Source organism: Nocardia sp. CA-128927, assembly GCF_050955855.1.
Taxonomy (GTDB): domain Bacteria; phylum Actinomycetota; class Actinomycetes; order Mycobacteriales; family Mycobacteriaceae; genus Nocardia.
The window spans coordinates 8,251,749-8,266,604 of the sequence record NZ_CP192087.1 but is presented as its reverse complement, the minus strand read 5'-3'; the positions used below and the strand labels follow the sequence as shown (position 1 = coordinate 8,266,604).

General features: G+C 66.1%; 16 protein-coding genes and 1 pseudogene. 8 read left to right on the top strand and 9 right to left on the bottom strand.

The features are described from left to right. Positions 1-366 precede the first annotated feature (366 nt). The 5 genes and pseudogenes from ACQPW1_RS38305 to ACQPW1_RS38285 all read left to right on the top strand — a co-directional run bounded on the left by ACQPW1_RS38305 (position 367) and on the right by ACQPW1_RS38285 (position 4,136). Positions 367-1,302, top strand: a complete 936-nt coding sequence (locus ACQPW1_RS38305) for a helix-turn-helix domain-containing protein (RefSeq protein WP_433657526.1) — start codon at positions 367-369, stop codon at positions 1,300-1,302. Further along, positions 1,299-1,505: a DUF397 domain-containing protein gene (locus tag ACQPW1_RS38300; RefSeq protein ID WP_433657524.1), complete on the top strand. Its 207-nt coding sequence runs from the start codon at positions 1,299-1,301 to the stop codon at positions 1,503-1,505. The genes ACQPW1_RS38305 and ACQPW1_RS38300 overlap by 4 nt, the downstream gene beginning before the upstream one ends. Positions 1,506-1,757: 252 nt before the next feature. Beyond that, positions 1,758-2,543 (top strand): annotated as a pseudogene (locus ACQPW1_RS38295) (ATP-dependent DNA ligase); the annotation flags it as partial. A gap of 157 nt (positions 2,544-2,700) precedes the next feature. After that, positions 2,701-3,138, top strand: coding sequence for a hypothetical protein (locus tag ACQPW1_RS38290; protein ID WP_433657522.1), 438 nt, complete (start codon positions 2,701-2,703; stop codon positions 3,136-3,138). Positions 3,139-3,272: 134 nt separating this feature from the next. Next, on the top strand, positions 3,273-4,136 hold the full coding sequence (locus ACQPW1_RS38285; protein ID WP_433657521.1) for an alpha/beta fold hydrolase: 864 nt from the start codon (positions 3,273-3,275) through the stop codon (positions 4,134-4,136). On the opposite strand, the gene ACQPW1_RS38280 is transcribed toward ACQPW1_RS38285, so the two are convergent. The 6 genes from ACQPW1_RS38280 to ACQPW1_RS38255 all read right to left on the bottom strand — a co-directional run bounded on the left by ACQPW1_RS38280 (position 4,137) and on the right by ACQPW1_RS38255 (position 10,278). Continuing rightward, positions 4,137-4,700, bottom strand: a complete 564-nt coding sequence (locus tag ACQPW1_RS38280) for a phospholipase D-like domain-containing protein (protein ID WP_433657519.1) — start codon at positions 4,698-4,700, stop codon at positions 4,137-4,139. Positions 4,701-4,761: 61 nt separating this feature from the next. Next, on the bottom strand, positions 4,762-5,664 hold the full coding sequence (gene murQ, locus ACQPW1_RS38275) for an N-acetylmuramic acid 6-phosphate etherase (RefSeq protein WP_433657518.1): 903 nt from the start codon (positions 5,662-5,664) through the stop codon (positions 4,762-4,764). A 50-nt stretch (positions 5,665-5,714) separates the two neighbouring features. After that, a complete protein-coding gene (locus ACQPW1_RS38270) occupies positions 5,715-6,590 on the bottom strand; it encodes a MurR/RpiR family transcriptional regulator (protein WP_433657516.1) in 876 nt (291 codons plus the stop codon). Further along, on the bottom strand, positions 6,583-7,749 hold the full coding sequence (locus ACQPW1_RS38265; RefSeq protein ID WP_433657514.1) for an anhydro-N-acetylmuramic acid kinase: 1,167 nt from the start codon (positions 7,747-7,749) through the stop codon (positions 6,583-6,585). Before ACQPW1_RS38265 ends, ACQPW1_RS38270 begins: the two co-directional genes overlap by 8 nt. Further along, entirely contained in the window at positions 7,749-9,278 is a 1,530-nt protein-coding gene (locus ACQPW1_RS38260) for a sodium:solute symporter (RefSeq protein WP_433657512.1), read from the bottom strand. Before ACQPW1_RS38260 ends, ACQPW1_RS38265 begins: the two co-directional genes overlap by 1 nt. A gap of 73 nt (positions 9,279-9,351) precedes the next feature. Continuing rightward, positions 9,352-10,278 carry an N-acetylglucosamine kinase gene (locus ACQPW1_RS38255; RefSeq protein WP_433657510.1) on the bottom strand — a complete coding sequence of 309 codons (927 nt, stop codon included), beginning with the start codon at positions 10,276-10,278 and terminating at the stop codon, positions 9,352-9,354. Positions 10,279-10,372: 94 nt separating this feature from the next. Here ACQPW1_RS38255 and ACQPW1_RS38250 point away from each other — a divergent pair, with 94 nt between their 5' ends. Together ACQPW1_RS38250 and ACQPW1_RS38245 are read left to right on the top strand one after the other, a co-directional pair. Beyond that, positions 10,373-10,744: a cupin domain-containing protein gene (locus ACQPW1_RS38250; RefSeq protein ID WP_433657508.1), complete on the top strand. Its 372-nt coding sequence runs from the start codon at positions 10,373-10,375 to the stop codon at positions 10,742-10,744. A gap of 9 nt (positions 10,745-10,753) precedes the next feature. Beyond that, positions 10,754-11,509, top strand: a complete 756-nt coding sequence (locus ACQPW1_RS38245; protein ID WP_433657506.1) for a helix-turn-helix domain-containing protein — start codon at positions 10,754-10,756, stop codon at positions 11,507-11,509. A 36-nt stretch (positions 11,510-11,545) separates the two neighbouring features. On the opposite strand, the gene ACQPW1_RS38240 is transcribed toward ACQPW1_RS38245, so the two are convergent. The 3 genes from ACQPW1_RS38240 to ACQPW1_RS38230 form a co-directional block, all read right to left on the bottom strand. Beyond that, a complete protein-coding gene (locus ACQPW1_RS38240) occupies positions 11,546-12,100 on the bottom strand; it encodes a hypothetical protein (RefSeq protein ID WP_433657504.1) in 555 nt (184 codons plus the stop codon). A 172-nt stretch (positions 12,101-12,272) separates the two neighbouring features. Further along, complete coding sequence (locus ACQPW1_RS38235; RefSeq protein WP_433657502.1) at positions 12,273-12,878, bottom strand: NADPH-dependent F420 reductase; 606 nt, start codon at positions 12,876-12,878, stop codon at positions 12,273-12,275. A gap of 41 nt (positions 12,879-12,919) precedes the next feature. Further along, positions 12,920-13,738, bottom strand: coding sequence for an inositol monophosphatase family protein (locus ACQPW1_RS38230; protein WP_433657500.1), 819 nt, complete (start codon positions 13,736-13,738; stop codon positions 12,920-12,922). 116 nt (positions 13,739-13,854) lie between these two features. Here ACQPW1_RS38230 and ACQPW1_RS38225 point away from each other — a divergent pair, with 116 nt between their 5' ends. Then, complete coding sequence (locus tag ACQPW1_RS38225; RefSeq protein ID WP_433657498.1) at positions 13,855-14,769, top strand: LysR family transcriptional regulator; 915 nt, start codon at positions 13,855-13,857, stop codon at positions 14,767-14,769. The last annotated feature ends 87 nt before the right edge of the window (positions 14,770-14,856 follow it).

Here is a 14,856-nt window from a genome sequence, read left to right as displayed (position 1 = left end):
TTCGGCTGGCCCGTTGACCGGGTCGCGTTGTGGAAGCTCGTTGTTCGGCATCTGCCGACCTCCGGTGCGTCGACTACGGCTTAGATGCGCCCGGCCCCCAGAGGAAGGGTGAAGTGCCGAATGACCAAGTAGAGCACCTACCGGGCACACACGCAGTTGAGCATCAAACTGACAAAAATGGACGTTCCAATGGAAGTTCCATGGAAATTACTCTGTTTTCCCAGCGCAACTTCCAAAACCCCAGCACAATGGGTTCCACAAGTGGCGTCCTGCGCCTTCCACCGGGGGTATTTACATCTTCCAAATGCGGCTTGCACGCCTTCCAGGAACAAAGGGATACGCCTTCCATGAACAGGAGTAAACCGGATGGGGAAGCCCATTAAGAGCAGGGGAAACCAGCAGGGCGCAGTACAACGACCGCAGGACGCGGAAGTCACTCCTGGTGTGCCCTATCGAAGCTTCGGGCGGTGCCTTCGTGGGATGCGTCAGGAGTCTGGGTTGTCGATTGAGACAGCCGCGAAGGCGATCGGTCGAGGGGTAGGCACCTTGCATCGCTTAGAGACCAGCGCTCCGAACGTGGTTGTGAAGGACGAAGACATCAAAGGGCTGTGCAAGCTGTACCAGCGTCCGGAGATGTTGCCGATCCTGAGATCACTTGCAGCGCAAGGCAAAACGCCATCGTGGTTGGATGAGTACCCCGACCAGGTGAACCCAACGTTCAATGTGTATCTACAGATGGAGTCGGCGGCAGCGCATCTGACCATCTACCGGCCGGACATGGTCAGCGGGTTGTTTCAGACCCCCGACTACGCGAGGGCGCTAGACCGGCTGTACTTCGCTACTGATTCAGCTGACGATATCGAGCGCCGTGTTCGTGTGCGACGGAACAGGCAAGCGCTCATCACGCGGGACCTGGCACCGCTGACAGTGGACCTGGTGCTTGACGAAGCGGTCTTACGTCGTGTTGTCGGTGGACCCAAGGTGATGTCTGCGCAGCTACGGCACTTAGCGGACCTCCTTCCGCCCCGTGTAGGGGTTCAGGTGCTCCCCTTCGGCGGTGGCTTCCCACTCGGCATCTCGACGGGACCATTTACCATCCTGGACTTCGCGGCCAACGCGGACGGTCACCCGCTCGAACCATCGGTTGTCTACGTCGAGAGCTACACCGGGAACATCTACCTGGAACGTCCCGTCACTGTCCAGAGGTATCGGAGAGCCTTCGAGGCGATCAGACGGGTAGCGTTGGAAGTGCCAGAAAGCAAACGCCTGTTGCGGCAGGCAGCGAAGGAGTTCACGCCGTGAGTAGAGACCTGTCCGGAGCGCTCTGGTTCAAGAGCACCTACAGCGCAGGGGGAAACGACTGTGTCGAAGTGGCACACCTGGACGGCGGCATGGTCGGCCTGCGCGACTCGAAGAACCCGACCGGCCCGGTGCTGGTCATCACTCCTGGCGCGTGGGAAGCCTTCACAGCGGGCGTGAACGATGGCGAGTTCGACCGGAAGTAGCACAACCGCGAAGGCCCCGCACCTCGTTGACGTTCGAGGTTGCGGGGCCTTTGTCATGTCGGCTGTCTGTCACGTTTCCGGAGCTGTACCACTACCCCCTACGGGTAATCAGGCATTCCCGTACTATTCCCGTGGACCATATGAATCCGGCGGAAATCAGCGGCAACTAGCGGAAACATCTATCGGTGTCAAATATGCAGGTCATCACATGAAAATGGCCCTGGCCTCGGACTGTCGACATCCTATGGACTCTTCATGCAGAAGAACTTGCCCAAGTACACTCCGGACTGGCTGGAGCGGGTGACGGTGTGGGCCGAGAGTTCGCACCGCGAGGTGACTTACGCGCTGGGTAACGACGTGCGCACACTGCTGTGGTTCGGCAATCAGCGCGCCGTCGAATACCACCCGACGCTGCTGCTCGCCGATCGCAGCCAGGGCCCGACGCACATGATCCTCGACCTCGACCCGCCGCCGGATCAGCCGTTCCGCCAGGCGGTGCTCGCCGCGAAGTTGATCCGCGAGGCGCTCGCCAACGACGGACTCGCCGGTGCGGTGAAAACCAGTGGCGCCAAGGGTGTGCACGTCTTCGTGCCGCTGGTACCCGGCCTCGCCATCGATGATGTCGCCGCGGCGACCCGCGCGGTCGCGGCGCGCGCCGAGCGCCTCGATCCGGACCTCGCCACCACCGCCTTCATCGTCGAGGATCGTGGCGGCCGGGTCTTCCTCGACTCCACTCGCGCGGGCGGCGCGACCGTCGTGGCCGCCTACAGTCCTCGAATTCGGCCGGGCACCACGGTGTCGTTTCCCGTCGGCTGGGCCGACCTCGACAATGTCACCCCGCGCGATTTCACCGTCCGCACCGCGCCGGCCCAACTCGGTGACCGCGACCCGTGGGCCGCCGAAATGCCCGAACCGCAAACCCTGCCCGCCGATCTCGTCGCGGAAGGGCACACCATTCCCATCGCCCGCGTGCAAGCAATGCACGAGGGTAAACGCCGCGCCCGCGCCCGCCGCGAGAATCCGGAACCGGAGTCGTAAATCGCATTGTCGGCGGATTTCCTCCGCGTGCCCGCGCCGGTCGGCGTGAATTCTCTTGCCATACTGGCTGGTCAGTTATATCGGCCACCGGAAATGGAAGGGATTCGAAACTGTGCTACGTGGAAATGGGCTGAGCTCCGTCAAGGGTTTTGTGCTGGTGTTGGCTGGTGTGTTCGGCATGGGGGTGCTGGTCGGGGTCGCGCCGCCCGCGCATGCGGCTACCTGCACGGCGGTGCCGGATCGCAACGCCTATGACGGGGCTTGGAAAGGGGGAGAGCATAATACGCTGGTGACCGGATTCAATGGTCTGATCAGCTTCGGCGAGACGAAGTACACCAAAGCGGGGTCGGAGCCGGTGGTCTGGCTCGGCCAATTCACGGTGGACGCGAAGAATGTGCTGACGAAATGGAGCGGAACGCAGTTTATCGGCGACGGCAGCACCCTCGACGCCATCGTGTCGACGGTGACGTGCGACGCGAGCAACAAGCCGATCAGTTTTACGGCCAACGTCATCAACACGACGACAGACCACAAGAAGACAGATCTCGGCACTTTCACGCTGAGCAAGGTCGCGATGGGTTCGGCTTCGCAGTAGTAGTTCCGGCGTTCGGGCCCCAGCCGGAGTTCGGTACCGATGCGGCTGGGGTCGGGGAATGTCTGCGCACTTCAGGTGGTTTCACAAGTCCCAGCGCCGCGGCGCTGGATGTGGAGCTATCAGAAGGGACAGTGATGCCGGTTAATGACCTACCTCGGGTCGAGCACAGGTTCGTCGAGGTCGATGGTGTTCGGGTGTTCTACCGGCAGGCCGGGCCCGACGACGCGCCGGTGCTCCTGCTGCTGCACGGGTTTCCGTCGGCCTCGCACCAGTTCCGCCGGCTGATCGACGCGCTCGGCGGCAGCTACCGGCTCATCGCGCCCGACTATCCGGGTTTCGGACACACCGAGGCGCCCGACTCCTTCGATCGGCTCGCCGACATCGTCGAAGGATTCCTGGAACAACTCGAACTCACCCGGTTCTTCCTGTACGCCTTCGACTTCGGCGCACCGGTCGGCTTCCGGATCGCAACCCGGCACCCCGAATGGGTGGCCGGTCTGGTGGTGCAGAACGGAAACGCCTACGAGGAAGGCCTTTCCGACGGCGCCCGCGACTTCGTCGCGTTGCGTCCGGATCAGCCCGAGGCCGAGCCCGCCATCCGCGACCTGCTCACCCTGCCCGGCACCCGCGGCCAGTACGAACACGGCGTCTTCGACCCCGAGCTCCTCGCACCGGACGGCTGGACCCTCGACCAGCACTTCCTCGACCTGCCCGGCCGCAAGGAAGCCCAGGTGGCGCTGGCCTTCGACTACCACTCCAACGTCGAGCAGTACCCGCGCTGGCAGGAGTGGCTGCGCACCACCACCCCGCCGACCCTGATCATCTGGGGCCGCGACGACCCCTTCTTCCCGGAACCCGGCGCGCACGCCTACCTCTATGACGTGCCCGACGCCGAACTGCACATCTTCGACACCGGCCACTTCGCCCTGGAGGAGAAGCTCCCGGACATCGCACCGCTCATCGCGGACTTCCTGGACCGGCACTGGCCGAAGGACTGATCAGACGCTGAGCGGTAGCATCGGGATGGTCTCGTCGCCGAAGTCGACGGGCGGTGCGGGCATGAGCTGGAGTTCGCGTTCCTCGGTCCAGGCGTAGTGGCGCAGGGTATTGAACTGGGCGACGAAATGGTCGCGCCAGACCTGGGCGCCGAAGTTCATCGCGGTGTTGACCTGCAGCCAGCCGGTGGCGCTGAAGTTGACCGAGCCCTCCCAGCACTGCGGGCCGCTGGGTGTGTCCACCACGAGACCCTTGGTGTGGCAGATGTATTTGCGGCCGCTGGTGCTGGTGCCGATGGTGACCTCGACGCCGGCGTCGACGAGTCGCTGCACGATCGGCTTCTGGGTCCGGCCCGAGGATTGGGTGTGGTCGAGGTAGAGGTGTAGCGGTACGCCCCGCTGGTGCGCGGCGATCAGGTTGTCGGCGGCGTCGGTCAGGGTGAAACCGTAGGCGATGAGCCAGGTTTCGCCCGGCGCCGCCACCAGCTCCAGGAACCGTTGCTCGGCTTCCGCGTGGTCGTCGGGCATCAGGTAGCACGTCATCGGACCATCGATCACGAAGGGCATGGCTGCACCGTACCGGCGCGGTAGGTGCCGGAGCTGGAGGCGGCGTCGCCGTGCGCGGCGCCTATCCGTCGACGGGCACGGCGGTCCGGACGAATCCGCCGGACCCCGCGAGCAGCCGACGCGCCGCCACCACGTCGACGCCGGCCAGCTGCATGACGATCGCGGTCTTCGGGTGTCCGTCGGCCGCGTCCAGCAGCGCGGCCGCGGTAGCGAGGTCGGCGCCGGTGGCGTCGGCGATGATCCGGCGGGACCGGTCGATGAGCTTGGCGTTGGTCGGCTTCAGGTCCACCATGAGGTTGCCGTAGACCTTGCCGGACTGCACCATGGTCGCGGTCGACAGCATGTTGCACACCATCTTCTGCGCCGTGCCCGCCTTCAGTCGGGTGGATCCGGTCAATACCTCAGGGCCCGTCTCGATTTCGATGCCCACATCGGCGTGTGCGCTCAGCTCGGCATGCCGATTGCACGAGACGCCGACGGTGGCGGCACCGATGGAGCGGCCGTGCCGCAGTGCGCCGATCGCGTAGGGGGTCCGGCCGCTCGCCGCCAGCGCCACGATCACATCGTCGGCGGTCAGGTCGATGTCGGAGAGATCATCGACGGCCCGGCTCGGGTCGTCCTCGGCACCCTCGACCGCGTGCGCGAACGCGACCGAGCCGCCCGCGATGATCCCGATGACCTCGTCGGGCGCGGTGCCGAAGGTCGGCGGGCACTCGACCGCGTCGAGCACGCCGAGCCTGCCGCTGGTCCCCGCGCCGACGTAGATCAACCGGCCGCCGTGCTTGCGCGCGGCGACGATCAGGTCGACCGCCCTGGTGATCTCCGGAATGGCCTGCGCCACAGCGGAAGCGATGCCCGCGTCCTCGGAGTTCATGGTGCGCAACAACTCTTCGACCGACATGGAGTCGAGTGCGGTGGTCCGCGGATTCGCTTCTTCGGTACTCAAAGTGCTGAGTTCACGCATATCGCCTCCTGTTGTCGTGCTGGAACATCGGTCGAACGAGAGTGCCGCTCTCATGGGGCCTTTCGGGTGCCGCGGGAGATCCGTCGATCGGCAACCGCGTCGTAGGTTCGGCGCAGCGCGATCGCGGCGGACGGGGTGCGTTGCAGGACGCCGATGTAGAGCGCGTCGACGATGAGCAGCTGGCTCATCCGGCTCGCCATTGCGGCGGAACGGAATCCGTCCTCGCGCCCGGCGACCAGCACCGTGTGTGCCGCCGCCCTGGCCAGCCTGGACTGTGCGCCCGCGGTGACGGCGACGGTCGTCGTCTGCCTGCCGACGGCGCGGTCCACGGCGTCGATGATGGCGGCGGTCTCGCCCGAGTGGGAGAAGGCGATGATTACGTCGTCGCCCTCCAGCAGGCTGGCCTGGACGAGTGCGTCATCCTCCGATGTGCAAGCACCGCACCACATTCCGATCCGGGTCAGCTTCTGCGCCATGTCCATCGCGACCAGTCCGGACGCGCCGATGCCGATGAGTTCCACGCGTCGTGCGTGCACGAGTGCGTCGACGACCGCCGCCATGGTGGCCGGGTCGGCGAGGTCCGCGGTCGCCACCATGCCCTCGGTTTCGAAGGCGGTGAGCTTGTGCAGCACCTTCGACAGCGGGTCCTCGATGGCGATGTCGGTCGCGAACACCGGCGTGCCGTCGTCCTTGCTCGTGGCCGCCAGTGCCAGCCGCAGCTGCGGGTAGCCCTCGTAGCCAAGGGCTTTGGACAATCGGACGACCGCGGAGGTGCTGGTCGAGGCGCGCTCGGCGAGCTCGCTCACCGTCAATTGCGCTGCGGCGGCGGGATCGTCGCGAATCACCTGGGCGACCCGCAGCCCGGTCGGGGTGAGCCGCGGTATCGCCCCGAGTAAGCGCGTGCGTACGTCGTCGCCCTCAGACATTGCTCACCAACCTGAGCTGTCGCGGTGCCGCGCCGGATGTTTCGGGCAGCGTGAGCCGACCCGCACCCGGCGTGATGGAACCGAGCACCGTGGCCCGCTTCGCGCCGGTGCACGCCGCATCAGTGCCCGCGAGCCCGTGCATCGTGAGGAAGCCGAGCACGGCGAACGCGGCGGCCTCCTTGGCGGCCGACGGCAATCCGAGCTCGTCGGAGGTGCATAGCGTCGCCTTACCCAAACGCTGGCCGAGCATGCCCATCAACGTCGGATTCAGGGTCCCGCCGCCTGACCCGATGACTTCGTCGGGCTCGAAGGGGGCCAGTGCGTCGGCGATAGTGTGTGCGGTCAGGGCGGTCATGGTGGCGACGATATCGTCAGCGGATAACGGGTGATCCAGCAACACTCGCTCGACGTAGGCGCGGTTGAACAGCTCCTTGCCGGTCGTCTTGGGTGGTGCTGCCGAGTAGTAACTCTCGGCGAGAAGCGCCTCGAGCAGTCGCGCGTCGACCATTCCCCGGGCGGCGCGGAGGCCGTCCCGATCGAAATGCTCCGCGCCGTCGGTCGCCAGTTCGACGGCCGCGTCGATCAGCGCGTTGCCGGGGCCGGTGTCGAAGGCGACGGGGTACTCGCCTGTGACGGTCGCGTTGGCGATGCCGCCGATGTTGAGTGCGGCCGGCCGGCCGGGCCGTCCCGCGAGCCACAACAGATCGAACAGCGCGACGAGCGGGGCGCCCTGGCCGCCCGCGGCGATATCGCGCGAGCGGAAATCGCTGACGACCGGCAATCCGGTCGACGCCGCGATCCAGGCCGGTTGGCCGAGTTGCAGTGTGCCGTATGTCTTTCCGTCGGCCACCCAGTGATAGACCGTCTGCCCGTGCGACGCGACGAGATCGGCGGTGCCGTCGAACAACTCGTGCACCGCCGCATCGGCGGCCGCCGCGAACTCCTGCCCGATCGCGGTATCGAGTCGGCACACCGTGGCCATGTCGACCGTGCCGGGTGGCAGCGCGGCGATGAGGTCCGCGCGCAGTCGGTCGGGGTAGGCGCGGCTCAGCTGCCCGACCACCTCGACGTGAACAGTGCTGTCCCGCAGGTGAATATCCGCGCCGACCGCATCGATCGCGTCGTGCGACGTGCCGGACATCAAGCCGATGACGCGCACTAGGCCACCGCCTCGACCGGCTCTGCCGGTATGGGTTCGGGTGCGGGATGGAAGAAGCTCGATACCCCGCCGACGACCAGGGTGACCAGTACGCCGATCGGCACCAGCCATTGTGCGGCGATGCCCTTCTCGGTCACCTTCCCTGCGACGGTCACGTCGATCTTGATGACCCGCACCACGAACGTCATCACGATCACCGTCACCACGAACGCCAGCACCGCATCGAACTGGTTGGCGCGCTTGACAAGTCGGCCGAGCAGGAACGCGCCGAGCAGTGCGCCGTAGGTGTATCCGGCGATGGTCAGCGCGGTGAGGTACACATTCCCGGTCGTCGCGCTGAAGCCCATCGCGAACAGCGCCATCAGCACCGCCCAGACGAGGGTCATGTAGCGCGCGAGATTCAGCATCGCGTCGTCGGAGATCTCGCGGCGGGAGAAGCTGCGAATGATGTCGGCGACGGTCGAATTCGCCATCGAGTTGAGCGCCGAGGACAGCGAGCCCATCGCGGCGCCGAGGATGCCCGCGACCAGCAGCCCGGAGATCACCACCGGCAACCCGTGCAGGATGAAGTTGGGGTACAGGTTGTCGGCGGTGGCGAGGCCGAGCTCCTTGGGCGACTTGCCGCCGTTGTACGACCACAGCAGCGCGCCGACCAGCGAGAACGCCGCGAACTGGATGGCGACGAAGATGCCGGAGCCGATCATCGCCTTCTGGCTGTCGCGCAGCGACCGGGTCGACAGGATGCGCTGCACGATCAGCTGATCGGAGCCGTGCGAGGCCATCGCGAAGATCGCGCCGCCGATGATCGCCGTCGGCATGGCGAAGGTGCTGGTGAGCACGTGTGCGATACCGAAGTCGGTATCGAAGATGTGGAACTTGCCGTTGTGCAACGCGTCCGACCAGCCCTTGGCCCCGACGTGACCGGTGAGCACGCCGATCGCGATGATCGCGCCGGACAGGTACAGACCCATCTGCAGCGCGTCGGTCCAGATGACCGCCTTGATGCCGCCGAGGTAGGTGTAGACGACGGTCAGCAGCGTCAGCGCGATGATGATGATGTCGTAGCCGAGATCGAGACCGAACTCGGCCAGCAGCAGCTTGATCGGGATGGCGGAGGCGAACAGCCGCACCCCCTCGGCGAGCAGCCGGGTGAACACGAACGTCACCGACGCGACACCCTGCAGGTAGCGGCCGAAGCGCAGTTCGAGATACTGGTAGGCGCTGACGAACCCGCCGCGCTTGTACAGCGGGATCAGCGCGGTCGCCACGATCGTGCGGCCGATGATGTAACCGATGGCCAGCTCGACATTGCCGAACGCCTGGTCGGTGTAGGCGCCGCCGGGCACCGAGATGACCGTGAGCACGCTGGTCTCGGTCGCGACGACGGAGAAGCACACCGTCCACCACGGCATCTTGCCTTCACCGACGAAGTAGTCGCGGCTCGACTTCTGCTTGCCGGAAAGGCGCAGGCCGATCCAGGCGACGACGACCAGGTAGACAACGATGACGGCGACGTTGAGTGCGTTCATCGCAGCTCCTCGGTAACGCGGGTAGCAGATTGAAAGTAAGTGTCAGGGGTCGTATGAGTTCTGTCAACAAGTGTCATGCGATTCGTACCACCAATCTCTCCAGCACCGTGTTCGGGTCGACAGCCAGCAGGGCGGCACCGTCGATCGGGCCGCCGCGCGCGGTCCGGCGATCGATCACCTGCGCTATTGCCGCATCGAGCGGATCGAGCAGCGCCGAACCGAGGTTGGCCAGTCCGCCGGTGATCGCGTAGGGCACCGGCGGGCGAATGCCGGACCGGTCGATGGTGGCGAGGACGCTGCGGCCGAGCGCGCGTCCGGCCGCGGTCATGATGGCGGCGGCGGTTTCGTCCGTCGCTGCGGCCGCGGCAACGATGGGGGCGAAGCGAGCGGCCAGCAGGGCCGGATTCTCGTGCTGGCCAAGATGTTTCGGCAGTTCGTCGAGCTGTACCCCGTAGTGCTCAACGGCTTTCGCGGCGAGTTCGGTAGGTGCGTCGCGCCCGTCGTAGGAGCGCAGCGCGGCACGCAATCCCTCGACCCCGATCCACGCGCCGCCACCCTCGTCGCCGAGCAGCGGACCCCAGCCGTCGGTCCTGGTGAATCGTCCCGCCTCGTCGACCGCGGTGACCACGGCGCCGGTACCGGCGGCCAGCACAACTCCCGGTGCGCCGCCGAGCGCTCCGGCGTGCGCGGTCACGGCGTCGGAGGTGACGGCAACCGCTCGCGCGCCGGGGATATCGGTCAGTTCACGTGCGAGCAGCTCGGCCGCGTCTGGCGCGGCTGCGGCACCCGCGGCACCGATGAACAGGGTGAATGTGGTCTCGGACAGTGCCAGCTGATCGACGACCGCGCGAATCGCGCTGTCCGCCGCCGTGACGCCGCCCGCGTTGGCCAGCCCGGGTGCGCCGGGGCCATCGGCGGATCGCGTCTCGCGTCCGTCGAGCCGAAGGGAACCCCGGCAGCCTGTCTTACCGAGGTCGATCGCGAGAACGTGGTCGGTCATCGGACCATCCTCGCGCGGTTGTCCGCGCAACGGTGTCCCACGTCGGGAACATTCGTTCAAGACGTGAACTGGGGAGAGCGGCGACAGTGGGGACATGCAGAGCTATCACCCCCTCGCCATCGCGAAGAGTCTTCAGCCGTTCGACTTCCACGAGATCGTCGGATTCAACGGCGCGTCGTTCGCCGTTTTCAACGGCACCGACCTGGCCACCTCGGACTGGGAGTTGCACCCGGACACCGACGAACTGCTCATGGTCCTCGAAGGCAGTGTCACGGTGGAGATCCTCACCGACACCGAAAGCCACCGGATTCCACTGACCGCAGGCCAGTTCGCGATCGTGCCGAAGGGGCATTGGCACCGGCACACCGAGGTGCGGGACCTGGTCGAGATGTTCTTCACGCCGGGCGAAACCGTGGAATCAACCGCGGTAGATCCGCGCCGGGAAACCAGCGCCGCAACGTCGTAGCCTGGGTAGATGAGCGGCTGGGAAGTAGTGCGCTCGGTCGCGAGCCGCCGCATCGACGGCATTGAGATGATCGGGTTCCGTGATCGGGCCGGGCTCGGGTTGGACATGCGGGTGATCCCGCGGCCCGTGGTGATCGTCGTGATCGAGTTCGGCAACGGGCTGATCGTCGAAGGCCCGACCGATCGCGCGTTGGGGAGCCTGGTCGCGGGTCTGTCACCTTGCGCGGCCCGCATTCGCGGCGAGCGGGTCGAGTGCGTCGAACTGCAACTGTCGCCGGTGGCTGCCTATTCGCTGCTCGGTGTCGCGCTGTCCGATCTCGATGACGCCGTGGTCGATCTGGACGAGCTGTGCGGCGGTGACGCGCGACGGTTGCGCGAGCAGTTGGCCGACAGCACAACATGGTCCGAGGCGTTCGCGTTGACGGACGCGTTTCTCGGACGACGGCTCGGCGCGACGGCGGTGGATCCGGAGGTGGCGGTCAGCTGGGATCGGATCGTCGCGAGCCGTGGCCTGGTGCGCATCAGCGAGCTGGCCGCCGACTGCGGGTGGAGCCGAAAACGGTTGTGGGCCAGGTTTTCCGCGCAGCTCGGTCTGACGCCCAAGCGGGCGGCCATGCTGGTCCGCTTCGACCATGCGGTCGCCGGTTTGGCCGCGGGCACGGACACCGCCGAGGTCGCCTTCGCGTGTGGGTACGCGGATCAGTCGCACATGTACCGCGACGTGGCGAGCTTCACCGGGCGCACGCCCGGCGCTTTGATCGGCTGACGCGCAGAGTGCTCGCGTCAGCCGATGATCAGCGAATCACGGTGTGGAGTAACCGATCAGGGCACCGATGCCCGCGCCGATGGGGATGGTGACCAGGGCGCCGACGCCGCCGAGGAAGAAGCCGATCACCGCACCGATGCCCGCGCCGATCAGGGCGCCGATGCCCGCGTTGTACTGCTTGCGGGCCACGGTGTCGTCTTGCTGATCGACGAGTTGTGCCAGGTGCGAGCTGGTTTCCGGGGCGCTGACGGGAGTCATCGTCACGGTGCGCCCGGTGTCGCTGATTTGGGTTCGCAGGCCGAAGGTTTGGCCGTTGGCGGTGAAGGAAGTGGGTAGCGTCGCGATGACGTTGCCCACGCTGTCGGTCAGCGTGACCGCGGCGGCATCACTGGTCAACGCGAAAACGCCCGCGTCGACGGTGGTGATCACGCCGCTGCCGTCGGTAGCCGTGGTGTATCCGACGCCATGATCGACGCTGGACACGCTGACCTCGGCCGATGGCTCTATTACTGGTTGGGCGTTGACGATGCCCGCGGTGATTCCGGTGGCGCCTACTGCGAGAAGGGCGGTGGCAAATCCTTTGACTTTCATCGTGTTTCCCCACATGTTCTGTCGGCCACGACAGCCGATACGTCCCCGTGAAGCCGGATCAGGCCACCTCCATTCTCACTCCGTGGCCCACGTCGAGTGATCGATTCCGCGAATTCCGCGCAACGAAATCCGGCGTATTTCTTTGTGCCGAATCGATAAGGGCGCAGGGGATTCAGGCCGCGATGGTCAATGCGAAGGGTGCGAATCCGCGGTTTCGGATGAGCGAAGGGACAAGCAGCATCAAGGCTTCCGTGCCGCGGGCCGTGCTGATGTCGCCGAGGTCTTCGAGCCACTCGGTGGGCCAGCCGAGATCGGTGAGCAGCGCGGTGACCACTGCTTTCGCCGATGCGTCGTTGCCGGAGAGGAACGCGGTGGGTGGTGTGCGGAGGCTGTGCGGGTCGGCCATGACGGTGAAGAACATGGTGTTGAGTGTCTTCACCACTCGTGTGGTGGGCAGGGCGGCTTGGAGTTGTTCGGCGAGGCTGGGGTCGGATCCGCTGGGGTTGTGGGGGTTCGAGACATCGATGAGGATCTTGTTCTCCAGAGCCGCGGCGAGTGCGCCGAGTCGTTCGATCGCGCCGTCGCCGGGAGTGGCGTTGATGATGATCTGTGCGCCGCGCGCCGTCGACTCGTAGTCGGCGATGGCGATGGGTGCGCCGGTCCAGTTCAGCGCGTCGGCGTTTCTGGTGCCGAGGGTGACTTCGTGTCCTGCGGTGGCCAGCTTGTTCGTCAGCGCGGTCGCTACGCGTCCGGAGCCCAGGATTCCGATGGTGCTCATGATGTTTTCCTCAGTGGTTGTGGGACAGAAGGTTTCGGTGATCAACGGAGTGTGGCGAGGACACGCTGTGCTGCCGCGTGCACTCCGGGAGCGGCCGCGAGGAAGTCCTGGCTGCTCAGTTGCCATGGGGCGCCATGGATGTCGGTGACTATGCCGCCCGCTTCACCAACCAGTAGCGCACCGGCCACCAGGCCCGAGCGGACGTCGCTGTACTGCCAGAACACATCCGAGCGTCCGGCGGCGACCTGGATCAACTGCAGTGTCGACGGCACCGAGACCTTGGTGACGAGTGCGGCGTCGAGCATGGCGGCGACCGATTCGCCTATGCGACGGAACGTATTTCGGTCCTCGCCCGGCTTCGCCTGCCCGGTGCCGACGAGGGCGGCATCGAGGTTGGTCTTGGCCGAGGCGCGCATCGCGACACCATTGCGGAAGGCGCCGCCGCCGAGCACCGCGGTGAAGGTCTCGTTCAGCAGCGGGAGGTGCACCGCGGTCAGGACCGGCTGGTTGTCGCGGACGAGGGTGGCGGTCACCCCCCAGTCGGCCATTCCGTGGATGTAATTGATGTTGCCCTCCACCGCGTCGGCGACCCACCATTCGCCGGTCGGCAGGTCGCCTGCCGACTGTTCGTCGTCGATCCACCCGGCGCCGGGCCTGGCCGCCAGCAGCGGTTCGCGCAGGGACCGGAGAGATTCCGCATCGGCGGCCTGGATCGCGGCCACTACGGCGTCGAGGCTGTCCAGCTCGGTCCGTGGCACAAAACGTTCGTGCAGGTGTGCCCCTGCGGCGTGCACCGCGGAAACCACCGCGGGTAGGAGTTCGCGGTCTGCCTCGACGGCGGTGTTCAGCAAAGTCGACATGGTGATCCTGTTCGAAAGAGAAATCGGGAGAAGTGTTTTCGTGAGTTGCTACCTCAACGCTAGAAACCTTGACCGTTGTCGTCAAATGCATTCTAGTAAGCAATAGAGTTACTCTCATGCAATTGGATTTGAACCTGCTGACCGCGTTGGACGCGCTGCTGGAGGAGGGCAGCGTGGCCGGTGCGGCCGATCGGCTGCATCTCACCGCGCCCGCCGTGAGCCGCGCCCTCGGGCGGATCAGGCGGGTGATGGGCGACGAGATCCTGGTCCGCACCGGCCGGACGATGACGCCGACGCCGCGCGCCCTCGCGGTCCGCGAACAAGTGCACGCGCTGGTGCAGCAGGCGCAGCTGGTGCTGTCGTCGGAACATGATCTCGACCTGACGACGCTCGAGCGCACGTTCACGCTGAAATGGCATGACGCCGTGGTCAATACGATCGGACCCGACCTGCTCGCGGCGCTCCGCGCGCAGGCCCCCGGCGTCCGGCTGCGCCTGCTGGCCGAGGCGGACGCCGATACCGACGAACTACGACACGGCCACGTCGATCTCGAGATCGGCTCGAATCCGCCTGCGTCGGCAGACATTCGGCACGAGATTATGGCGAGCGACCGTCTCGTGGTCGCCGTGCCCGCCGACCATCTGATGCGTCCCTTCGCCATCGAGGATTACGTTGGCGCGGAACACATCACGGTGTCCCGGCGCGGCCGCCTGCACGATCCGATCGATGATCTCCTGCACGCCCGAGGACTGACCCGTCGTGTCGTCGCCACCGTGCCCACGGTCGCCTCGGCGCTGCGCTTCGTCCGGCGCGGCGACCTGGTGGCCACGGTGCCGGAGCGGATGACGAGTGCGATGGCGACCGAACTCGGACTGCGCCTGGTGCCGCTCCCGCTGGACCCGATATCGATCCTGGTGATCGCGGCCTGGCATCAGCGCTACGACGGCGACCGGGCGCACACCTGGCTGCGCGAACAGCTCCGCACCGCCATCCACCAGGCCGTCCACGGCTCGGCTGCCCGCCAGGACTAGCTGAACTGGTTGTCGTTGTCGGTATGTTTGCGCAATCGTCGCTGCGACGACGCCGATAACATCCGGACCGGTTGGTTATCTTCCGGC